This is a genomic window from Candidatus Cloacimonadota bacterium (genome assembly GCA_028706475.1).
Lineage (GTDB): Bacteria > Cloacimonadota > Cloacimonadia > Cloacimonadales > Cloacimonadaceae > UBA5456.
In genome coordinates, this window is record JAQWBI010000019.1 from 16,219 (window position 1) to 38,391 (window position 22,173).

General features: G+C 45.0%; 18 protein-coding genes. 5 read left to right on the top strand and 13 right to left on the bottom strand.

Features of this window, described 5'->3' with window-relative positions; genetic code table 11:
- Window positions 1-137 precede the first annotated feature (137 nt).
- Genes xseA through PHF32_05085 form a run of 4 tightly spaced genes read left to right on the top strand, consistent with a single transcriptional unit; the run spans window position 138 to window position 5,440 of the window.
- Complete coding sequence (xseA, locus tag PHF32_05070) at window positions 138-1,469, top strand: exodeoxyribonuclease VII large subunit (GenBank protein MDD4560099.1); 1,332 nt, start codon at window positions 138-140, stop codon at window positions 1,467-1,469.
- Complete coding sequence (locus tag PHF32_05075; GenBank protein MDD4560100.1) at window positions 1,466-2,932, top strand: family 10 glycosylhydrolase; 1,467 nt, start codon at window positions 1,466-1,468, stop codon at window positions 2,930-2,932. The genes xseA and PHF32_05075 overlap by 4 nt, the downstream gene beginning before the upstream one ends.
- A complete protein-coding gene (locus tag PHF32_05080; GenBank protein ID MDD4560101.1) occupies window positions 2,925-4,388 on the top strand; it encodes an oligosaccharide flippase family protein in 1,464 nt (487 codons plus the stop codon). The genes PHF32_05075 and PHF32_05080 overlap by 8 nt, the downstream gene beginning before the upstream one ends.
- Window positions 4,385-5,440 carry a glycosyltransferase family 4 protein gene (locus PHF32_05085; protein ID MDD4560102.1) on the top strand — a complete coding sequence of 352 codons (1,056 nt, stop codon included), beginning with the start codon at window positions 4,385-4,387 and terminating at the stop codon, window positions 5,438-5,440. The genes PHF32_05080 and PHF32_05085 overlap by 4 nt, the downstream gene beginning before the upstream one ends.
- Here the strand turns inward: PHF32_05085 and PHF32_05090 are convergent.
- The 13 genes from PHF32_05090 to PHF32_05150 form a co-directional block, all read right to left on the bottom strand.
- The gene (locus PHF32_05090; GenBank protein ID MDD4560103.1) at window positions 5,437-5,808 is read right to left on the bottom strand and encodes a response regulator; all 372 of its coding nucleotides are present in this window, start codon (window positions 5,806-5,808) and stop codon (window positions 5,437-5,439) included. The genes PHF32_05085 and PHF32_05090 overlap by 4 nt on opposite strands.
- Window positions 5,809-5,937: 129 nt before the next feature.
- Entirely contained in the window at window positions 5,938-8,493 is a 2,556-nt protein-coding gene (locus PHF32_05095; protein ID MDD4560104.1) for an ATP-binding protein, read from the bottom strand.
- A gap of 18 nt (window positions 8,494-8,511) precedes the next feature.
- Complete coding sequence (locus tag PHF32_05100; protein ID MDD4560105.1) at window positions 8,512-9,660, bottom strand: type II and III secretion system protein; 1,149 nt, start codon at window positions 9,658-9,660, stop codon at window positions 8,512-8,514.
- A gap of 7 nt (window positions 9,661-9,667) precedes the next feature.
- Window positions 9,668-10,471, bottom strand: a complete 804-nt coding sequence (locus PHF32_05105; protein ID MDD4560106.1) for a hypothetical protein — start codon at window positions 10,469-10,471, stop codon at window positions 9,668-9,670.
- A gap of 44 nt (window positions 10,472-10,515) precedes the next feature.
- Window positions 10,516-12,672: a hypothetical protein gene (locus PHF32_05110; protein MDD4560107.1), complete on the bottom strand. Its 2,157-nt coding sequence runs from the start codon at window positions 12,670-12,672 to the stop codon at window positions 10,516-10,518.
- 14 nt (window positions 12,673-12,686) lie between these two features.
- Window positions 12,687-13,898 (bottom strand): PilT/PilU family type 4a pilus ATPase, encoded by a 1,212-nt coding sequence (locus PHF32_05115; GenBank protein MDD4560108.1) that lies wholly within the window; start codon window positions 13,896-13,898, stop codon window positions 12,687-12,689.
- The gene (locus tag PHF32_05120) at window positions 13,895-14,776 is read right to left on the bottom strand and encodes a response regulator (GenBank protein ID MDD4560109.1); all 882 of its coding nucleotides are present in this window, start codon (window positions 14,774-14,776) and stop codon (window positions 13,895-13,897) included. The genes PHF32_05115 and PHF32_05120 overlap by 4 nt, the downstream gene beginning before the upstream one ends.
- Before the next feature lie 2 nt (window positions 14,777-14,778).
- Complete coding sequence (locus PHF32_05125; protein MDD4560110.1) at window positions 14,779-15,228, bottom strand: hypothetical protein; 450 nt, start codon at window positions 15,226-15,228, stop codon at window positions 14,779-14,781.
- 134 nt (window positions 15,229-15,362) lie between these two features.
- The gene (locus PHF32_05130) at window positions 15,363-16,736 is read right to left on the bottom strand and encodes a hypothetical protein (GenBank protein ID MDD4560111.1); all 1,374 of its coding nucleotides are present in this window, start codon (window positions 16,734-16,736) and stop codon (window positions 15,363-15,365) included.
- A gap of 11 nt (window positions 16,737-16,747) precedes the next feature.
- A complete protein-coding gene (locus PHF32_05135) occupies window positions 16,748-17,326 on the bottom strand; it encodes a hypothetical protein (GenBank protein ID MDD4560112.1) in 579 nt (192 codons plus the stop codon).
- A 4-nt stretch (window positions 17,327-17,330) separates the two neighbouring features.
- The gene (locus PHF32_05140; protein ID MDD4560113.1) at window positions 17,331-17,750 is read right to left on the bottom strand and encodes a hypothetical protein; all 420 of its coding nucleotides are present in this window, start codon (window positions 17,748-17,750) and stop codon (window positions 17,331-17,333) included.
- 10 nt (window positions 17,751-17,760) lie between these two features.
- Window positions 17,761-19,548, bottom strand: coding sequence for a GspE/PulE family protein (locus tag PHF32_05145; GenBank protein MDD4560114.1), 1,788 nt, complete (start codon window positions 19,546-19,548; stop codon window positions 17,761-17,763).
- Window positions 19,549-19,564: 16 nt separating this feature from the next.
- A complete protein-coding gene (locus tag PHF32_05150) occupies window positions 19,565-20,902 on the bottom strand; it encodes a type II secretion system F family protein (GenBank protein ID MDD4560115.1) in 1,338 nt (445 codons plus the stop codon).
- A 396-nt stretch (window positions 20,903-21,298) separates the two neighbouring features.
- On the opposite strand from PHF32_05150, the gene PHF32_05155 reads away from it, so the two are divergent.
- Entirely contained in the window at window positions 21,299-21,787 is a 489-nt protein-coding gene (locus PHF32_05155; GenBank protein ID MDD4560116.1) for a hypothetical protein, read from the top strand.
- The last annotated feature ends 386 nt before the right edge of the window (window positions 21,788-22,173 follow it).

Below are 22,173 nucleotides of genomic sequence, written 5' to 3' on the forward strand. Positions count from 1 at the left end.
ACAAAGCAGAGGGGATGATAGGTATTACGATTGACTGGATGCCAATATAACGATCATCCATAATGGAGCTGTCCTCAAGTTCAGTATCCATCGAAGCTTGTTGACAAAAAAAGCAGATGGTCATTTACTGCTTCCTTATGGATAATATTCAAGTTTTCAGCGTATTTGAGATTTCCCGCCACATTCGGCAAGTGATCGAAAGCAGCATAGAACCCTTGTATGTAAAGGGCGAGATATCGAACTTTGTGCATCACAGTTCGGGACATATTTACTTCAATCTCAAAGATGAGTATGCCACTTTACGCTGCACTTTTTTCAAGAACGCCAACTACAATATCAACTTCAAGCCAAGTGATGGACAGAGCGTGATCTGTTTTGGCAAGATTACTCTATACGAAAAAAGCGGTAGCTACAACCTCAATGTAAGCTCCATGGTTCCTGCCGGGATCGGAGAGATGCAAGCGCGCATCGAAGCTTTAAAAAAGAAACTAAATGCCGAAGGTTTGTTTGACGCGACAAGCAAGAAGAAACTGCCCCCCTACCCGGAGCGGATCGGAATCGTTACATCTCCTACCGGAGCGGCTTTACAAGATATTGGAAACATCCTGAAACGGCGTTATCCAGTAGAAGCCCTCGTTTACCCAGCTTTGGTGCAGGGAAAAGATGCTCCCGCAACATTGATCAGAGGTATTGAGTACTTCAATACCGCTGCTAATGTCGATCTCATCATTATCACCCGGGGCGGTGGTTCGCAAGAGGATCTATTTTGCTTCAATGATGAAGATCTAGCGCGAGCAATATTTGTATCCAAGATACCAATTATATCGGCTGTAGGGCACGAAATTGACTTTAGTATTAGCGATTTTGTAGCCGATCTCAGAGCACCCACACCTTCTGCGGCTGCTGAGATAGCCGTACCGAACAAGGATGATCTGATCTCCTACCTATCATCAATGCAACAGCGTTTGGCTTTAAGTATAAAGCACAATCTGGGGCAGAGCCTTCAACAACTAAGCGAGCTTACACTGAAGCTCTCCCGCTATCATCCTCAACGCTTGTGGCAAGATTATCAGCAACGCTTAGACATGGCTGATATGGCGCTAAAGAACATCAGGCACTTCATCCGTGAACCGCAAATTGCTCTCCATAATGCGCAACAGAGGTTATTCAACAGCGCTGATGCGAGGTTAAAAGGAAAGATCGACCGTGGACAGGACAATCTGAATAATCTGGCTGGTCAGCTGCGTGTGTTGGGACACAACATTCTCGCTCAACATACGATGGAGCTAAAAGCTAAAGCTGGATTGCTGGCTCAGCTTTCGCCGGACAATATGCTGCAAAAAGGCTGGGCATTGGCGATGAAGGACAATCACTTGGTGCGAAGTATAAGGGAACTGAACACAGGAGATGTTCTGAAGCTCCAGCTTTCCGATGGATCAACTCAAGTAGAGGTTAGTAAAGATAAATGAAACGATTGGAGATACTGATATTGATTCTGACAGCTCTCACGGCATTATCTGCTGAACTGCGGTCATTATGGGTTTTACCTTGGGATATAAAAAGCCCGGAGGCAATAGACGAGCTTATCGATGATGCTGTACAAAACCATCAAAATGAACTACTGGTGGAAGTTCGCTACCGCTCAGACGCACTTTATACTCCCAATAGGACTGGATATAGGTACTTTAATCCGGAACCTCGCAGCTACATCCTGGAAGATGACGGTTTTGACCCCCTGGAGTACATCATAAGGCAAGCTCATGCCCATCATTTGAAGGTTCAGGCTTGGGTAATAGTGTTCAATGCCACTCCCTTGAAGCAGGAACTCGTTGCGGAAAACTATATGTATCAAAACTATCGGCATTGGTTTACGCACGATGCACAAGGAAATCCGATGCGCAGCTCCGAGCAATTTGGCTATTTTATAGATCCCGGTGTCCCAGAGGTTCAGGACTATCTACTGAATGTTTTTAGCGACATCGTGGCGGGATATCCCGATCTTGACGGACTTCATCTGGACTATATACGCTATCCCAGCTCCAAGTGGGGTTATCATCCCAGATCTGTAGCCAGGTACGAACAAGCCAAGAAGCAAGGAGAGGTACTAAGCTGGAATGAATGGCGTACACGTCAGATCAGCGATTTTGTGAGCAAATGTTATCACCGCATAAAGAGTATCAATCCCAAGATAATACTTAGTGCTGCAGTGTTTTCAACCATATACGATGCCAGAATAGCATATGCTCAGGATTGGTATGACTGGTTGGATAAGGGTATCATAGACAGAATCTACCCTATGGCTTATACCTTAGATTATGGCGACTTTAGAGATCAATTGACAGATATGAAACAGAGAGGATATGAGGAGAAACTGATTATTGGGCTGAGAGCCTGGAATGCCAACGGAGGGTCGTTGATGCCCTTGGATAGCCCTCGCTACAACATTACTCACATAAACAAACGTATCGCTCTGATTCGGGATGGCGAATTTGCGGGAATTGCCTTGTTTAGCTATGAAGGGATAAAGAAGAACAATGCCTTGATAAGCCTGGCTAATCTGGCCTACCCTCCTCTCGAAGATGCAGAAGTAAAAGAAGAAGTAATAGTACCAGAGGTACAGCTTGCTTCTGCGCTGGATCCAAATAAGAAAGCCGTGGACGCCAGATTTGAAGCACTGGCTGGATCGTATGTGATATCTTTGGAAGTTCCCCTTGGCGGACGATGGACCTGGGGCTTGTGTAATAAAGATATGAAGACTATCTACAGCAAAGAGCAGTATCTTTTGAAAGGCCCTCATCAGATCTTTTGGAATGGGAAACCAAACGGAGTGGACACTGTAGTGGCCGGGAATTATTTTTTCACTGCGTTTAGAGAGGGCGATGAAACTAAATACTACATCCCTGTAACTCTGGGATCTTCGTTGTATGAGTGATTTATCCCGGCAAGCCGGATTGCTGACCCTGGCAGATTTTGTCCGCTTTTCAATCAAGACTCTAATCGGAATTGCCCTCGCCAGAATCTTGAGCCCTGCAGATTTGGGAACCTATCGGCAGCTGTTTCTGATCTATGGCACTCTGTCCGGTATTCTGCTGTTGGGCTTTCCGCAAAGCCTATTATATTATATACCCAAATCCGATGATCCCGAAAAAACAAAGAGACTGATCTCCAGAACCTTGCATGTGGTGTCATTTCTGGCTGTTTTATGCGCTTTGATCATCTTCTGTTCCCGTTCTTTCATCGCCCACAGCTTCAACAATCCGGATTTGCAGTATCTATTGATTCCCTACAGCATCTATCCGCTCTTGCTCTTCGTTACACAGATGTATAGTTCCATCCTGCTAGGGCTAAAACAACCGTTGAAGTCTGCTACATTTTCGATCTTTGCCATTAGCTGCGACTTTGTCCTTGTATTGGGAAGCGCACTCATTTTTCGAGATATGCGCTATATAGTAGCAGCGTTGATTGTATCTGCGTTACTGCAGTGGTTATGGGCAGAATGGGGCTTGCGCAGCCTCAAGGCGGGATGGTCACTGCAAAACTACGCCGGATTCAAAGAGCAACTGGCTTACACCATACCTTTGGGACTTTCCTTGCTGGTGGGGGTTCTGAGCGTACAATTGGACAAATTGATGATCTCGGGATTCTTCAAGCCAGAGGAGTTTGCGGTGTTTTCTTTGGGAGCTTTGGAATTACCGCTTATCGGCATCTTGATAAACTCCGTCAATGCCGTCTTGTTACCAAACATGAGTTCCAGTAGCAAAGCAGATATGGCAGCCATCTTTAGCGCTTCAGTGCGCAAAAACAGCATCATAGTGTTTCCTCTGGCTACCGTATTCTTTATTTTTGCAACGGAATTCATGTTCGTTATCTACGGAGCCATTTATGTTTCTTCTGCGCTCTATTTTAAAGTATATCTCCTGATTCTACCCTTACGTGTTGCAACCTATGGTCTCGTCTTTCAGGCTTTGGGCAAGACGAAACTGGTAATGTTAGATTCCTTGATCATGCTGATCCTGAATGTGATTTTGAATTATATCTTGATCAGAACCTTCGGCATGGTGGGAGCAGCTATTGCCACCGTGATAGTATCCTGGTTTATCGTGCTTGTATATCTGTTTCAGATGCGATATTGTATGGGATTGAAGCTACTGGATATGTTTCCGCTTCAGAGCATACTTACGAACCTCTGCGCTGCATTACTTCCTGTGTTTGTTGTAGTCCCTGTATCGGGCTTAATCCCCAATTCATTCTTGCGCATGACCCTTGGTGGCACGATCTATATGTTGCTCTACTACGGGATTGCCCGCATCCTAAGAGTAATAAAACCTTACGACCTGGAGCTGGGTCGTAGTATTATCTCTGGTATTCTAAAACGAGGCAGGAAGTGAAGGCGCTATTCTTTTATCCCAACCATAGTCCCTTCATACAAGTGGATGAGGATATCCTGATGAGCATAATGCCCGTTCATAGCATATGCTTGCATCAGAGCAAAGGTAAATGGACTTATTTGTTGCATTTATGGAGTATCGTCACTAAAATACTACGTCATTCTAGCGCCAAGCTGTGTTTGTGCTGGTTTGCGGATTATCATGCATTTGTGATGGTCTTGGCTGCGAAAGTGTTTCAGCGCAAAGCAGTAATTTTTATCGGCGGATATGATGCAGTACACTATCCTGAGTATGCTTATGGAGTATATCACCATGCTCTGCGCAGATTTTGTGCGATTTATGCCTTGAAACACTGTGACTTGATAATTGCCAATCATGAAGCACTGTTAAGTTCTAACAACTACTATTATAATAGCAGCGGGCATCCCGAAGGAGTATTCAAGCTGATCCCGGAGCTAAAGACTCGAGCCGTTACTGTGTACAACAGCATCACCGGTAGCGCGCCCAGCACAATCAATCTGGTCAGGCAACAGCAGATACTTAGCGTTGGCAGTACCCCACGATTGGAGGATTTTTACAACAAAGGCTACGACCTTTTGATAGATGCAGCAAAGGCTTTCCCCTGTTGGCAGTTCATAATTGTGGGCATCCAAGATAGATGGAGGGATACTCTGGAGCCGAGACACAAACTATCCGCTGTGCCAAACCTCCGGATTCATGCCAAAATGGAACACTCTGAAGTTTTGAGGTTAATGAGTGAAAGCGATATATATGTGCAGGTATCAATCTCTGAGGGGATGCCAAACGCTTTGATGGAAGCCATGCTATATGGATGCAAAGCCTTGGGATCGGATGTCGCTGGTATTCCGACCATCATTGGAGAATATGGCCATATCATCCGGGAACGCAGTACAAAAGCTCTGATTGAAGGCTTGAAAATATTGATGGATAAGGAAGTGGATCGAGTGACCTTATCAAAGGACATAAGCACCCGATTTAGTAATCAAAACAGGATGGACGGGATTCAACGAGCTTTGCGGGATGTACTCTAATCTTCCGCTAACACACGCGCAATAGTCGCCAGCATTTCCTCGCGCATAAAGGGTTTCTGCAAAGTGGCTTTAGCGCCTAACTTCTCTGCTAAAGGTAAATAGCTATCGGGGCCAAATTTCCCTCCACCGCTCATTGCTACAATCCTTATCGTGGGACAAAGCTCCAGAAGCTCCTGGATGGTTTCCAAACCTTCTTTATCCGGCATGATGATGTCTGTAAGCACCAAATCCGGACAAAACTGCGCACATACCTCCAACGCTTGATTGCCATCCCCTGCCTGACGGACGTCATAACCAGCCTTGGTGAGCATTTGTACCAGTACTCTGCGAAAGCTGTCTTCGTCCTCAATTACCAGAATCTTTGTCATCTATATACCCCTTTGGGACAACCCCTGTTGTATTTTTTGAACACTAACTCAGACATGTGAGACATTATTGACGCGCTACAGATCGTGTAAAGAGATTTCTTTCACACTACCCCGACAGAGTGTGACTATTTATCCACTATCACTTTCTTTAGCCTTGTTCCGCTTTGTGTAAAACTCATGCATAGAGCGTCTTACGGCTTTTATCATATCGTCTGGCATTATCGGTTTATTCAGGATAATTTTGTGTGTGATAGCATCAGCTTTTTTCTGTTGAGCAGGATCCATAAATCCCGTATAGAGGATTACCGGAGCCTTGCGCAGCTCCAAGGCTTTGCTAACCAGCTTCAAACCATCCATCACCGGCATATTGATATCGGCTATGATGATATCAAAGGGGGCTTCAGCATCTCTATAGGCATCCAGTGCTTCCTGAGAATCGGTAAAGGATACGGTGTGATAACCTGCAGCCTGTAAGGATTGAGAGAAGATATCTATTAGGGACGGTTCGTCGTCCACTATCAGTACTTTTGCGGGAATAAAGGGGTAATCCCTTGTGCTGCGTGCTTTCTTCTTTACTTTTGCTGCATCAATTGCCGGTAAATAAATGTGGAAAGTGCTGCCTTCACCTACGTTGCTGTGTACATTTATAAATCCGCGATATCCGCTTACTATGCCATGAACAATGGAGAGACCCAGTCCCGTACCTTCTCCGGAGGCCTTGGTGCTGAAATATGGATCGAAGATGCGTGAGACTAGCTCCGGCGCAATCCCGCTTCCGGTGTCGCTTACTTCCAGATGTAAGTATTTACTCTCGAACTGTACCTTGGGATCCAGTCCTAAGATATCAAAACCGCTGACCTCATCAAGACAAATGCTGAGAGAGCCCCCATCAGGTTGCATGGCATGCACAGCATTTGTTGCCAAGTTCAACAGTACCTGCTGCATTTCCGTTTCATCCACCCGGGCAAAGCTTTGGCTCTTGATATCTGTATTGATTGAGACTTGTACCGGAATGATTGCTCGGATCATGGGTAAGGTATCTTCCAGGATATCGGCAAGCACTACCTCGCCTACATCAGTTTCGCCCTTGCGGGTGAAGGTGAGAATCTTGCCGATCAGGCTCTTGGCTCTAAGGCATGCTTTGAGGGCTTCATCAAGATCATGCTGAGCTTCTGCGCAGTGTTCTATCTTTCCAGTTGACAGAGCGATATAACCAGCAATAATTGTAATAATGTTGTTGAAATCGTGAGCTATTCCGCCTGCCATGGTCCCGATGGACTCCATCTTTTGCGACTGACGCAATTGGGATTCCAAGCTTTTTATATCTGTAAGATCACGAGCAACAAAGACCAGTTTACCGGGTTTGTTGTAATCGTCCAAGATCACAGATGCGCTGATCAGGCATGGGATACTCTCGCCCAAACTATCACGGAATATGAGTTCTTGGTTCTTTACATAGATGCCCTTGTAGAGATCTTGGAACATTCTTTTTATGTGCTGACGATCGGGGCCAATCACCAAATCTTCCAGTTTGAGACTACGTTTGATGATCTCCGCTTCGCTTTCAAACTTATAGATCTTCAAACTCTCGTCATTTACGCTAAGGATATGTCCGTCCAGATCGGTCACTACCACAGATTCCGGAATAGTCAGGATAATCTTTCGAGTCTGTTCTTCGATCTCACGCAAGCGGGCTTCTGTGCGGGCACGCTCTTCGATTTCGTTGATCAGTTCTTCTTTTTGATCAAAGAACCGCTCAATCAGGTTTGCCACATCAGCAAACTCATTACCCTTTTTACTGAGATCGTGGATGATGCTCGGATCATTAGTCTTCAAGCTCTGGGATATTAGGCTCATGGGTTGACTGATCCATTGTTGGATCAAAAAGAACTGCATCATTAGAAATACAAAGATGAAGCCGATCGTCCCGAACAGAATCAGGTTGCCTAAGCTGCGCAAGCGCTGCAGGAATGGATTTGAACTGCCAAAACTCAACCAAGCTATGGTATCGTTCCTATTATTCTTCAGGGCTATGATGATGTTTGTATCGTAACTCTCTGTACTGATCTCCTCACCGGGATTATGCCGGGTAATACTGATATTATAGTTCAACTCGGAGGATAGGTACTTCAAATACGGATAATCGAAGACCCTGGCAATTAAAATAAATCCTACTGGATTGCTCTCGCGTAGAGGATCATAACCGGGATGGATTGATGCTATGGAACAGAACATTGTATGTTGATGGAAGATGTCGTAAAAACCTGTTGTTCCGCCATTGCGAAGATCATCGATAACTGATGGTTCCAAAGTATATTCGGAAAATCCAGGATTCGTTTCCAGGGTACTACTATAGATTTTCGATCCATTGCTGTCGTATATCTGCAATAAAGTATAGCCAAATACGGTATTGATAATATCTAGATTTTTAATAGCCCATTCTGGATCACGGTTGTTTATGTAGTTGTACAAACCGTCTGAGACCGAGAAGGACTCTCCTAGCAGCTTCTGCTCTCCTGCTTTGATATCCAGGATGGTTTCTATGGTATGACTACGCTGGATGTGGTCGCTTTCGGTATACAAGCGCATTTCTTCACGCTTGATGTGATAAAATAGATAAAAGAATGCTGTGAATACTATCGCAATGACTATAAATAGTAACAGCAGCCTGGATGATATTCGCATGAAGCCCTCAGTTTTATTCTACGGTTGCACTTCCGCATCCATTGCTCTGCTTTCCAGTAAACGGTCCAAGGCAGAATCAACAATCTCAGCTTTAATAGTGATGATAAGTTCGCGTTCTTTACGTTCCACCGAATTGTAACCAGTAAGGTAGCGAATTCCAAGGAACCACCAAGGTAAATCCTTCAGTATCGGTATTCCACTGCGTGTGACAACCTCATCCGTGTCAAAGAGCCCGGCAATCACTGTTTCTTCATTATCATACATGATCAGTTCCGTGGAAGAAGTGCTTTTGGTGATAACTGTGGAAATCTCAGAGGGCTGCCCGCTGGAACGCTCTATAGAGAGTTTCATCATGATCAGGTCTTCACCATTCACATCTACAACTAAAGGACTTACGTCCATGATAATACCTGTAGAGAAGAAAGAATCTAAAGTGTTACCCGCTTCATCGGCTGTTTTTATTGAGATGTCCTGACCAACCTGGATACGCCCAGTTTTTCCGCTGCTCACCAGGATACTGGGTTCAGCAAGGATACTACCCTTCTGGTTCGACTCGATGGTACGGATTAGAGTGTTTATATCCACACTATAGTCGCCCACATCTGCAGTACCGGAACCACTCAAAGTAAGGGGAGAACTCAGCTGCGAAGCACCTGCAAATCCTGCTTTCACGGTTACTTTTCCGTTAAATACGCTTGACCAGTCGATACCCAGATTTTTCAGATAGCTTCTGTCGGCAAGCATGGCCACTGCTTTGATCCTCACCTGTTTGGTGAGAGCATCTTCCACCAATTGTTTGGTTTCGGGATCCAGTTCTTCCAGCGCATTTGCAGCTGCTATCACAGATTCTTTGGTGTCTCTAAAAGCCAAATAACCTACCCCTTCTTCCAAAACCAATTTATTCTGTAATGCGATCAATTCGAGCGCTTGTCGCCATTGCATATTTTGTATGGGGACATTGATGTTGCCGTTGTAGCTAGATAGGTTAATCAGTTTTTTCCCTTCTTCCTCTTCACTAAAGTTCTCCAGGATTCGCACAGCATTGTTGATATGCGTCATTTCGGACATACTTACTTTTTCCTGTATATACTGTGCTGTGTTTTGGGCAAAGAGCCATCCACCGAAAATCAGAGTCAGGCAGCTTGTAGCAATCATTATTTTGTTCATCATGGCCTCAGTTTTCGTTGTTCATGTATAGTGTCTGGTTTTCTTCGAAACCGTATTTATTTATTTTAAACACAGCCATTTGCTCGCGGCTGTCGATCTTGTACAAACGCCCCCAAAGAACCTTGTCTCCCTCTTTCAAAATACGAATGATGCCTCGGTTGTCCCTCAGGAAAGCTCGTTTGTCGCTGATCGCAATGAGTGTGTTGTTGTCCAAATTCACCAACCGGGGATCTTCATCATAATCTTGAATCTCTTCTGTGTATCGGGCTCTGAAAAGGTCAAAGGCTTGCACCGGTTTACTTACACTTTTGTAGCTGATCTCCTCAGGAGAGAGCCCACCTTCCTTGAAGTGAGTGCGAAACATCATGGAAAAATTCACTGTGTCCGAACGAGCTGACTCACTGGAGATTGAGATATCTTCCACTGTCAGAACCGGCCTTTGATACTCCAACTGCCGCGTGAATCTCACCAGATCCATGTAGTGGCTTTGTCCCGAGATCACATATTCATTATAATTGCCTTCGGATTTTGCGGACATGCCAAAATCGTACTCTATGTCTCGACCCAACAATTTGAGCAGTTTCAACAAGTAGTCGTAGGTTATTATTGAGCTGTCTCTATTGAATAGTATTTTGGCGTGTGATCCTGCCATGGCTTGGTATTTTGCATGCTCGCTTTCCAGATTATCCCTGTTTGAAACAAGCTTGCTAAAATTCGCAGCCTCTTGGGAAATTGCATCGTTTGCGGCTTTCTTTTGATTCAAATCCTGCTTGGCGCTTCTAAGTATAAAAAAGCCGATCATTCCGCTCATAATTAAGAGGCTACTCAGGACGAGGGTGTTCCTTGATGTATTTGTCATCTGGCATTCCCCGCTTCGATGTTATACATATCTATCACTGCTTGTTTACCTGCTAATGTAGAAGAATACTGGCTAGATAGCTCCTCATACTTTTGTCTGAAACTGCTTTCAGCAAGGGCAAAACTAATCCTGGCGTCCAGTAACTTGCTATAAGGTAGATAGTAGTCTGTCTTTACCAGATTTGGGCGCAGAGAATTGCGGGCAGCCACCATCTCCCGATCCAGATACAGGCGATATGCCACCCACCAGCGGATCAAAGAAGCCAGTTGACTATGGGGATACTTCTGCAAGAACACATGAGCTGACAAACGGTATTCCAGCATATTGCCTTTACCGATGGATTCCACAAAGCGCATATACATTGCCTTCATCTCTTCATCCCCCGCCAATTCATCGCCGATGGGTCCGGGAGTGTATTCATGTTCAATATTGGGTAAGATTCCATAGCGATACACTTTAACCTTGTTTTTGCCGTTAGTGCTTGTGCTGCGGCTGGAAACAGGCTTGTACCTAACAACCGTGCCCGTGTTTGAAGTAGTAGTGACCTCACTTTCTTGATCAGTAAATTCGGAACTTATAATATCGTCCCAGTCCACTTCAGGTAGAGTAAACTCAATCTCGAAATTCCACACGGAATGATTCCTGATCTGGGATCTGGCAACACTGTTGATTTTCCCGTTGGGCAAACCTCCGGCAAGGCGGCTCACATTCTCTCGCTGGGATGTAGTACCGGAGATACTCATCTTCTCTCCGTTTTGCTTCAGATTGTTTATCCAGCTGTCCCGATGAGAGCTGAAAGTGCTGTTTATAACATGAAACAGCTCTGTCCATCTGTTCTTACCCTTCAGCAATTCAGAAACTGCTTGGGTAGTCTTGCGATATTCTTCTATCTCAGCAGCTAGGTTCTCCAACACGGCATTCTCTGCTCTCAGCTTATTCAAGGCAAAAGTGAGGTTTTGCCCTTTTGAGGTCTCCTCTCTATCCGCCTGCTTAATGCGCATGAAATTAATAGTAGTAAACAACCCCAGGGCAAAGATCATGCTAAGTACTATAAAACCGTGCCACACCACCCGCAGTTCTTTTTGGTTGTCCGTGATCTTGTTGGGAAGGAAAGTACAGCGGCTGAAATCAGGATCATCAGTGTTGAGTGCCTTATATGCTAATGCAAGAGCAAGGCTGTAGGGTTCCAATACTTGTTCGCTGTATTCAATGTCCTCAGCTGTAGGAATCACCAGATTGGGAAAATGCAGCAAAGTGGTCTTTGTGGAAGTACTTTGGGAATTCATGTACTCCACTAATTGTGCACTAGCCAGGTCTCCTGCTAATACGATGGTCTCCGGTTCTCTGATCTGAGCGCTGTCCAGAGCTAGAGATAGCTTTGAATAGATGATCTCCGGATCAGGATATTCCTGAGTGATGTGTACTGATTGGGTTTGAATCCATTTCCCGTCTTGAAATATGAAAAGCTTGCGGTAATCGGCGCCCAAATATACAAAGAGATTAATGCCTTCAGGACTGTCACCCAGAGAATGGCGATAGTATTCAGTAAGCACCACATCGTTAGCATCGGCAAGTTGAAAATAAAGTATGGTGCTGCTTTCCTGCCCATAACTGATTATGGCATCCAACAATAGATTTGGTCCGGAATAGAGCCAATGCTGAGGACCTTCCTCCGCTTCCACCACACATGAATGCCACGCACCTGCCTTACGCTGCTCCGGGCTAAGGCTTTCTTTTTTGAAGCGTCGCAGATCGGCCCTTTTTACTTTACCCGGAACATCTTTGAGGATGTGCTGATCGTGGATATTTAGCGCTATTACGCCTTCATTTAAAGGAAACCGGGAAAGCAGCAGAGTGCTGGGGCTTACTTCCATACGTCCCAGTTGGGGAAGATCAGCCATCTCGGTTGATTCCTTCTCATCCAGTTCGTTCACCTCATAGTTTTCGGTTTCCATAAAGTTGACATCCAAGGGAATGAATTCAGCATCCGCACTGCCGGCTTTTGCCTGTTCCCCTTTATACCAATCACTATCCAGTTCTGTACTATCCATCTTGATAAGATAGATTTTGTCGCCTTCTTTACGTAAATGGACTATCCTTAGGATTGTACCATCCTGAAAAATACCGAAGGCTTCTTTGGGTAGTTTTTTCATTTACACAGTCCTCATTATATTACAGACATCAGTTGATGCATCCGTTTCTTGTTATTTGCATAGTTCAGAGCTGTCTGCTGGCTTATATGACCTTTTTGATACAAAGTCTTCAAATCCTGTTCCAAAGTACACATCCCCAGTTTCTTACCTTCCACCATCATCTGATAGATCTCGCCGATATTCTTGTTTCGGATGGCAGCTTGCACACTGGAATCCACCGATAGAATTTCCTTGGCCAAAGTAAGCTTTCCGTCCGTAGTAGGCACCAGTTTCTGGCTCATACACACGGTTAACACATCCGCCAGACGGTTTCTTACTCTTTCTTGGGAATCTGTGGGAAACTCTGCCACAATGCGGTGGACACTATCTATGGCAGAGCTGGTGTGTAGAGTAGTAAAGGCTTTGTGGCCGCTATCGGTTATTTCCAAAACCGTGGCTATGGTTTGAGGATCGCGCATCTCCCCCACTACGATGATATCCGGATCCTGACGCAGAGCTTCCACGGCTCCGTGTTCAAAACTAAGCACATCCACCCCGACCTCACGATGGCGCACCAAACAGTTTTTGGAATGGTGCACATACTCGATGGGGGAATCGATGGAAACGATGTGCCCGTTATTCTGCCGGTTATTCATATCGATGATGGCGTTTAAGGTGGTAGATTTTCCGCTGCCGGTGATGCCGGTAATCAGCACAAGGCCAGTTTTTTCATAGCGCAGGTTCATACGGTTTGCCACTACTTCCGGGATGCCCAATTGTTCCATGACCAAAAGATTGTCGTTGATCCTGCGGAAGTTTGCACCCAGAGCGTTACGGTCAAAGAAAGCGGTTCCGCGAAATCTCACTTCGTTGCCCCCGATATCGAAGGCCAAGGGGAAATCCAAGCTCTTTTGCATAAAGAGTCGGGACCGTTGCGCCGGAGACAGCCAACTGATGATAAGTGTATTGGTATCGATGAGGGAAAACTCGCCCAAGTCCTCCACAGGTTTTTTATTACCAAATACCCGCATCCAGATCTTATTTGAACAACCAGGAGCTCCCAAATCCACATCGGAGGCTTCCATTTCCCGCGCTTTACGCAAGATGTACTTTAGCAAATCCCGGCATTCATTCTCCCGTTCTGAGTGATGCAACAGCCATTGACTGATGATCTCGCATACTTCCACTCCCTGATAATTTGAAGGGATGTCCTTGCTAAGCGCTTCGGTAAAACTGAGTCTCATCATCGTGCAAATACATCCTCGTCGATCGGGGTATTGCGTCCGATCAAAGATAGTCTTACAATGCTACGCTTCCATTTTACTTGCATACACTGGATCAGGTTGATGGTATAGCGATCGGTGAGGGCTTTGTCGTTATATGTAAAATAGTCTATCAGTTTCCTTCGGGGGAAATAACGTACCACTACGTCGCCATGCGCCCTCAAGGTAGTGAATACAGCCTGAGGATTGATGAAGGTTTCTTCACCCCACACATCCCCTTCCTTCAGGGAATCCACCAGATCCGTATTGTAATACACGTTTACAAAGCCGCTTTCTATCACGACCATGCAGCCTTCTTCCTTGTCCATAGGAATGGGCATACCGCTCTTATACTCTTTTAGGGTACCAATACTCTTAAAATTATATACTTGCTCAGTATTAAAGCCCCTCAAAAGAAGAAGTTCTGGTTTTTTATCCGGCTCTTCTGTACTCTCTTGTTTTTCTTCAGACAGCGTCACTTCCGCCACAGATGTCCGGGTTTGAGCTAATCCGGCATCTACTGCCCGAATCAGTTCATCCGGTTGTATTGGCTTTGGCAGATACATGAAAGCCGATTGGCGGATACTACGAAAATCCACATCCAATCCGGAATAACCGGTAGTTACGATTATCACCGCATTGGGCTGGATCTCTTTTAAGCGGGAGATCAATTCCAAACCTCCCATCCTGGGCATATATATATCTACTATATAGAGGTCGAATTTTTCTATAGCTACTTTTTCCAAGGCATCCAAACCATCGATTGCGGTAGCTACGCTATACCCCATTTCCTGCAAAAAGGTTTGGAATATATCCCTGATGTTTTGCTCATCATCTACTACTAATAATCTTTTAGTACTCATAATTATTGCCCTATTTCTGTGGTTGAATTAATCCCTTTATTTTTTATCAAAGGATGGGTTTTCAATATTCTTACAGCTTGCATTATCTCTCCGATGCGATTTACTGCGTCTGAGATGTCTTTCACATTGTTCAAAAGAGTATCATCTCCGGTCTGTTGACCCAACTTCTTGGCTCTGCCCAAAGACATGGTAATCACGCATAACGGAGTATTTACATCATGATCCAGTTTTGCGATTTTCTGCAATTCCGGGATCAGTGCGTTCAATTCATCCAGTTTCTTTTGCATCCCCTTGCATGTACTCAGTTCCACGAGAAGCTTATGTTTGTCTCTCTTAATTTGTTGCACTTGTTGCCGATAACGTAATGCACACACACCCAGGATGATGACCAATAGCGAAAGAGCTATATATAAGGCTGATCCCGCCGTACTCAGCAGCAGAATCGGGTTCATTGTTGCGAAAGCTAACATGTCCATTTATTACCTCAGAGCTTCATATCTATCTATTGCTTTATCATTAATATCCGTCTTTATCTGCAATCCATTTGCGAGGGGCAAGTATCCTTTCTCCATCGATAGTATCATGGCTAATCCCGAATATACTGAACCAGGGTGGACTTCATTACCCCTTGATGCCATAAGAGCATTTCTGTAGGTGTAAAAGCACGGTCATCCATTCCAGCCTGATCCATAATGCCAAAGAAGTGGCGATTTTTCACGTTCTCGGAAACAGTATATGGAGTCCTGCCCAAGATCATTCCATACTTGCTTTTGTGCGCCCGTACTGCTCCATCTTTAATTCTCTGTCCCACCTTTACTCCATTGATATAAGCAGTTAAAATACTCTGTTCGTTTTTGGTTTCATAGGTAAGACCGTATGAACCCCAGGGGTATTGCGGATGATTTGGATTAATAACATAGGCCAGAGTTACAATAAACGACACTTTCTTCCATACTTCCGCTGTACGAGTATAGTTTATCGATACCATCAGAGAATCATTGTCCTCTCGGGTTACGACAAAATGCATTTTTCCGGTTGGGCTTGAAGTGCTTGTTGTTTCGAAGTAGATAGCAGCGGAGGGCTTGGACTGCATTGATGCGTCTGTAGCGTCACTGGGTATCCATAATAAGGTTCCCTGTTGTTTACGTTTGTCGCCTGAAGATTCCACAGATGTCGCCCTTCCTGATTTATCAATCTTGGCAAAACACATCAGAGAAAACTCTGTATCGGTGTCTAGCGGTTCATCGTCTTCACTATCGACAGGGAGTTTGTTCTCCACTTCTATCCAGTTGTTGTAGCCGTTAAACTTCAAGTAACGCTTGCTGTATGCTCCGCCCCATGTTTCCAGGTCTTCGTCCATTTCATCTACACTATAGTATGGTGCAGTCGGGGAAATAAATGAAAACCCATGAAACTGACCCCCGTATTCATTGGGCGAAGAATCAGGAAGAAGGCGGTTACTAAGGCCGAACAGATCATACAGCCAGGGAAACAGCAGTAAGCGTTCAAACTCCAGATAGACCACGTTTGGGGCCACTTTACCCAGAGTAACCATGGGGAAGCTGAATGCCATTTCGGCATCACGAAACACTTCAATTCCTTGCATGGATCCTCGGATGTGGGTCTTCACCTTATAATGATCTTCGGTATGTGCGTAGCTGTATTCCAGGCTCAAGATATCACAGTTACCGATCTTTCTTTCGCCAGGGGCAAAGCTTTGGACGTGAGTGATTTCACCAACAACAGCTGCTCCACTGAGAATGGAATCCAGGAAATCCTTGGAATTGGCGTTGCGTACCGCAGCTCTGAGCACGAAGTCGCTGATATTCTCAACTTCTTTGTTTAGCTGATTTCTGATAAGTACATCCGGTACTCCGCCAATGCTATTCTGCACTCTTACCAATATAGAAGCAAAAATTGTGGTCATCAATATCACGAACATCAATGAAGCGCGTCCCATATCTCAGCTCCTTACCATCCGCCTTCTTGCAGATAGGCATTCATAAAAAAACACTTTAGCTGTAGATTTGACCGAAGTGGTTGAGCTGGCCGCCATGGGGAATCACGGCGAAAGGTCAGCAGAATCTCCGCAGACATTATATCCCGTAAAGTAGTGGTGGCAACTCCATTAATATTATAATAATTCAAAGTCATGTTTTCTATGAACAGAATGTGACCCAAGGGCATGATTACGCTGCCATCTTGCCGTATTTCCAGCACTTTTCCGGATTCATAACCATAATCTACAACTTTCATCTCTATCAAGTGTCGATCATCCGACAGTGAATCTCCATCACAGTCCCAATAAGTACGGAACTTAATACTGGATGAATTGGCTGAAACGCATATAGAATCCGCAGGAATCCCCACTCCTGCCATTGCAAATATGTGGTTCACATTGCGTGCGGCGGCATCCATGTGATCAATCATAGAACTGGTATAATAGATACGTCCTGCAGTCTCCTGCAATTGCAGCTGAAAGGTCATTATCATCAACAATAATGTTGCTCCGATGATCACGCTTCCCAGTACATCCAGCAATACGCCCATTTATTCACCTGATAAATGTTTCGGTATATATTCTATGCATTACATAGGGTCTTTGCAGATATCTGTGACCGCTGACCGTTATGGTCATCTTTTTATACAGGCTCAGAGAGTCATCTACTGTAAGTACATTACCCAATTCATCGCAATTTACGGTTGCGGCTTCTACATTGAAAGTAATGGGTAAATGAGGGTAAGTCTGGCTATGAGTATAGTTGTACTCGGTAAGGAGATCATTCAAATCCAGTTGTTTGGAAAAGAGCTTGGCATCAGCTTCGTCGAGGATGGAATGGCATATCTGTGAGGCCTGTACTACCAGAGTAGCATTGTTCAGATAATCCGTCTGAGCCCATATCGCCTGGTTATAGGTAAGTGATAAGGTAGTGAACAGCACTACTGCAAATAAGGCCAGTACCATTTCCATCATATTCACGGGCCTAATCCTCTGATGTTACAAATAGCACTTCAGTTAAATCGGTGAGGCCTTCCCGCATACGCTCCACTCCACTGTCGCGCATGGAAAGCATACCATGTTTTTCCGCGATCTTGCGGATGCGATCTTCATCGATATCATTTACGGATTTCACAATTTCCTGCCTTATCTCAGGGTAGAAATACAGAGCTTCAGCCACGTTTATCCGGCCTTTGTAGCCATTATGACACTTGCGACAGCCCACTGGCTCATATATTTTACCGGATTCCAGTTCTTCCAGGGTAAGACCCAGTTGCAAGGCAGCATCCCAATGCTCTTTGGAAAGCGGTCTGCGGCAATGTACACAGAGCTTGCGCACCAGCCGCTGAGCGATGATGATATTGATCGAATATGCCAGCAGGAAAGTCTCGATACCCATTTTGTACATCCGGGAAATAGCGGAAGGGGCGTCGTTGGTATGCAGAGTACTGAAGGTAAGGTGACCGGTATTGGCGAGCTTTACCGCCGTTTCTGCCGTGATTTTGTCACGAATCTCGCCTACCATCACGATGTCGGGGTCATGACGCAGGATGGAGCGTATGGCTTGTTCAAAGGTCATTTTATGCCCGATCTTGAGCTGCCGTGCACCTTTAATCACATACTCCACCGGGTCTTCGCAAGTAAGCACATTCACTCCGGGGTGAATCACATGATGCAGAGCTGCCATCAATGTGGTCGATTTTCCGCTACCGGTAGGACCGGTTACTATCACAATGCCTTTCGAGGTATTTATGGACTTCAAAAATTCTTTTTCTGCTTGTTCCTGAAAGCCCAGTTTACGGAAGTCTGTGATCACTTTACGGTCGTCGATCACGCGGATCACCACGCTTTCAAAACGGCGTTCATATTCCTGAGAGACAATCGGAAGGATGGAGATACGATAGCGGATCAGGTGGTCATCTACCATTCTTTGGGCAAATCCGTCCTGTGCTGTATCACGTTCAAAACGGTCAACTCCGGTTGATCTGTCCTTCACCACTGCTGTCAAAGCTTCTGGAGCCGTATTCTCTTGCCGCATCCACAATTGTAATTTTCCATCAATGCGGAAGAATATATCCACCGAGCTTTTCCCGAAGGGAATGATGTGAATATCACTGGCGTCCCGGTGCACAGCTTCGATGAGGCAACCTTCAAAGAGGTTTACCAGCAGGCTTTTATTGATCTCCTCATCCAGCGCTTGTTCATCCAACACCTCTTTCTCCGGGGTGACCATATCACTCACCACCTGCCCCGCTTCTTCCAGGAGTTGTAAAAATTCGTTCTTTTGTGGAGCTACCCTGGCGATAATATCTTCCACTGTCTTTTGCGGAGCCCAAAAGATCTCCAACCTGCGGAATTGAGTACGGCTGGTGATCTCCTGGATCACTTTGTTGGTAGGATCTGTGGTAAGTACTCGCAGGATGTCGCGATTGGTCTTGTGTACTCCAAAGGGTATTATTTTGTGATAGATCAGTTTACGCTTAAAGTCTTCGTCACTGCCCCGGCGCATACTGTCCAAGGCCTGCTTGCAGGCTTCCAACTGCATTTCCGGAATCTCCTCGATACTTTTTTTGAACACCGGAAAAGCATAGTGAATGGACAGGGCTTCATACACCGTGTCGTGAGCTGCACCAAATTCGATCTCCAATACCCTTGCCAGTGCACTGGCGGAGGTGCCGCCATACTGCTCCATCTTTGCTTCAGCTTTCTTCATGGTCTCTTCATCGAAGTATCCGTTGCGAACCAAGTATTGTGCGAATTTATTACCTTGCATAGCTTATCACCTTTGCTTAGAAAGTAGGCGGTGAAATTGTAGCGATCTCAGCTGAAACCACAGTGAGGAAAGTAATGGCAATTGCTATCACCAAGCCCACTAAAGTTTGGATGTATTCTATCAGATTATTCATTTTATAAGTTGTCTCCGCTTCGTAGAAAGTAGCAATCTGTTGAGCAGATTGACGCAGAGTACCGGTCTCCTGACCAGTGCGCAAGCGAGTGAGAGTCGTTTTGGTAAATACCTCAGCAGCGGTCATCGCCTCTACAAAACCCAAACCATCTTTTAGCATCAAGGGTATAGTGATCTTCTTCACTCTATCCTCCATCCAGGCATTACGACAGGCCTCTGCACTGGTCTTGATGGTCTCGATGTTGTCTCCCGCACCCCCATAGATGGTACCAAACACACGGAAATAGATTTCGATGGAAGATTTGTGAATCAAGTGCCCCACCAGAGGTAGCTTTACAATGCGTTTATCCCGCCAAATCTTACCTTTTGGAGTACTCCACCAACGCCAAATTATCACCGCGGGGATCAATATGGCCATCAGGAGTAACCACCAGTATACGCCCAGCCAATCACTGATTTCCAATGTTTTCTTGGTAAGAGTCGGTAATGGCATATCGTATTTTAGAAACATCTGCGCTGTAGAGGGAAATATGTCCACAATATAATAGACCGTAGCACCGATTGTTGCGGCAAGGGCGAAAAAGGGAGAGATAATGGCACTCTTTACGTTCTTCTTGATCTCCATATCACGCTCGATAAATTTCGCCGTGGCGTCGAATACCTCTGCCATATTACCGCTTCGGGTAGCCAAACCCAGCATGTAGGATGGAAATTTGCCAAAGATATGCTGATAGCGACTGAAGACTTCACGTCCTTCCGCTCCGGATTTCAATTGACTCTCTATCTGCTGCAAAGCTTCGCGGAATCCGCGATTGGGCTGCTCTTCCGCCAGCATTTCCAAGATCTTTCCAAAGCTCATTTTGTCCCGCAACATAGTGGCGGAGAGCTTTATAAACATCATGATGTCTGGCATGGAGGGTTTGGAGGGAATATCGAAGAGAACAGGAGATATCTTGAATTTGCTGTAGCCCATCTTGGTGAGAGCACTTGCTACTTCTTCTTTGGAATATGCTGATTGCCTGCCGTTAAACTTCTTTTTCCCAGGCAGGCTTACGTTGTACAGCCAATCCCGCTTTTTGTCGAAAGCCTGAATCTTCAGATTGTAGCGTAAGGACACTTTTGCCAATTGCTCTTTGGCTGCCTTGCCGCTATCTGCCGTAAAGGTGCCCTGTACCAGCTTACCTTCAGGATTCAATCCCTTAAATCGGTATTCTTTCGTCATTCAATCTCCACTTTCGATTATATACCCTATATTACCAAAAGCAAAATAGCCTAAATCGGTCAAGCTTTTTTTTGGGCTTTTTGCTGTAATTTTCCAGTAGATACAACTGATTGAATCCGTTATACTCTGTAATATATATAGATAGCCGTGCTGTATTGATTTTTCCATTTTGATAATCAGCAGCAGAATTAGCTTATTTTCAATCAGATAGCTCCACGTCCTTTCATTCTCGATCTCAGTGGTACTTTATCAGAAAATACAGAGAAATCAAAGCAAGATCATACACTGCACAAGTTATTGCAGCTTAGTCTTTAAGCTACTATCTACAAAATTGTACTTGACACAAAAATACAGCTACAGATACTTTGTTATCATTGAATAAAATGAGGATATATAATGGGAACTCAACAAATTCTATTAATCGTGCTTAGCGTGATCATCGTGGGAGCAGCTATTGCTGTCGGAATCGATATGTTCAATCGTCAAGACTTCAGCAGCAACCGCTCTGCCGCTGCCTCTGATGTACAAATCTTTCTTACGCAAGTCTTGCAATATTATAAAATGCCGGAATCCTTGGGCGGTTTGGGTGGAGACATCGATAACGCCGAAGATGCAGATGCCATCGCCTCTTACATCGGTTGGGGGGATGAAAACCCCATGTCCAACGACAATGCCACCTATATGGTTGAGATACCGGAACATACCGATGATCTGGAAATTGTGGACATCAAAGCCATCGGTAGCGCAGAGCTGAATGGAAAGCATTCTGTGGTACACGGCCGCATCACCTTCCCCGCTGGCAAGATAGTATCCAGAGTAGATGAAATTGCAAAAACCGGAGATATCGTGGACACAGATTTCGTTTTTGACTTATGGACTGATTAGCACCCAAACATTATCAATGTTTTAAGACGTATTATTCTTTTTTTTGTTAAGTAGAATAGCTTATCAATAGCTCAGTGTCAAAGCGCTTTGGCTTCGCTTTCTAAGTTAGATTAATCGGCAAGAGGCCGTTTTTACATTGATGCTGCACGTTACTGCGGGTGTCTCGCGTGAGTTAGCTAAAAGGATCAATACTACTCTACCATTTTTTCTCCCACTCTTCTCCGAATACTGCGAAGGAATCATCCGCCTTTTAGTGGGCTCTTACCGGAGAGGGCTGAAAGGTCTTTGTGCGTAGATATTCATGAAGTTGATTGATATTCTCTACAAGATTTGCTTCAAAGTCTGCGATGCTCTGATGATCCACACCCGCTGCTCCTTTGTTACGC

Excerpts from the sequence above, each read along its gene's own strand:
- PHF32_05150 (MDD4560115.1), bottom strand. The coding sequence starts at position 20,902 with ATGACGAAAGAATACCGATTTAAGGGATTGAATCCTGAAGGTAAGCTG.
- PHF32_05155 (MDD4560116.1), top strand. The coding sequence starts at position 21,299 with ATGGGAACTCAACAAATTCTATTAATCGTGCTTAGCGTGATCATCGTG.
- PHF32_05120 (MDD4560109.1), bottom strand. The coding sequence starts at position 14,776 with ATGAGTACTAAAAGATTATTAGTAGTAGATGATGAGCAAAACATCAGG.
- PHF32_05080 (MDD4560101.1), top strand. The coding sequence starts at position 2,925 with ATGAGTGATTTATCCCGGCAAGCCGGATTGCTGACCCTGGCAGATTTT.
- PHF32_05115 (MDD4560108.1), bottom strand. The coding sequence starts at position 13,898 with ATGATGAGACTCAGTTTTACCGAAGCGCTTAGCAAGGACATCCCTTCA.
- PHF32_05090 (MDD4560103.1), bottom strand. The coding sequence starts at position 5,808 with ATGACAAAGATTCTGGTAATTGAGGACGAAGACAGCTTTCGCAGAGTA.
- PHF32_05130 (MDD4560111.1), bottom strand. The coding sequence starts at position 16,736 with ATGGGACGCGCTTCATTGATGTTCGTGATATTGATGACCACAATTTTT.
- PHF32_05125 (MDD4560110.1), bottom strand. The coding sequence starts at position 15,228 with ATGAACCCGATTCTGCTGCTGAGTACGGCGGGATCAGCCTTATATATA.
- PHF32_05135 (MDD4560112.1), bottom strand. The coding sequence starts at position 17,326 with ATGGGCGTATTGCTGGATGTACTGGGAAGCGTGATCATCGGAGCAACA.
- PHF32_05110 (MDD4560107.1), bottom strand. The coding sequence starts at position 12,672 with ATGAAAAAACTACCCAAAGAAGCCTTCGGTATTTTTCAGGATGGTACA.
- PHF32_05100 (MDD4560105.1), bottom strand. The coding sequence starts at position 9,660 with ATGAACAAAATAATGATTGCTACAAGCTGCCTGACTCTGATTTTCGGT.
- PHF32_05140 (MDD4560113.1), bottom strand. The coding sequence starts at position 17,750 with ATGATGGAAATGGTACTGGCCTTATTTGCAGTAGTGCTGTTCACTACC.
- PHF32_05075 (MDD4560100.1), top strand. The coding sequence starts at position 1,466 with ATGAAACGATTGGAGATACTGATATTGATTCTGACAGCTCTCACGGCA.
- PHF32_05105 (MDD4560106.1), bottom strand. The coding sequence starts at position 10,471 with ATGAGCGGAATGATCGGCTTTTTTATACTTAGAAGCGCCAAGCAGGAT.
- PHF32_05095 (MDD4560104.1), bottom strand. The coding sequence starts at position 8,493 with ATGCGAATATCATCCAGGCTGCTGTTACTATTTATAGTCATTGCGATA.
- PHF32_05145 (MDD4560114.1), bottom strand. The coding sequence starts at position 19,548 with ATGCAAGGTAATAAATTCGCACAATACTTGGTTCGCAACGGATACTTC.
- xseA (MDD4560099.1), top strand. The coding sequence starts at position 138 with ATGGATAATATTCAAGTTTTCAGCGTATTTGAGATTTCCCGCCACATT.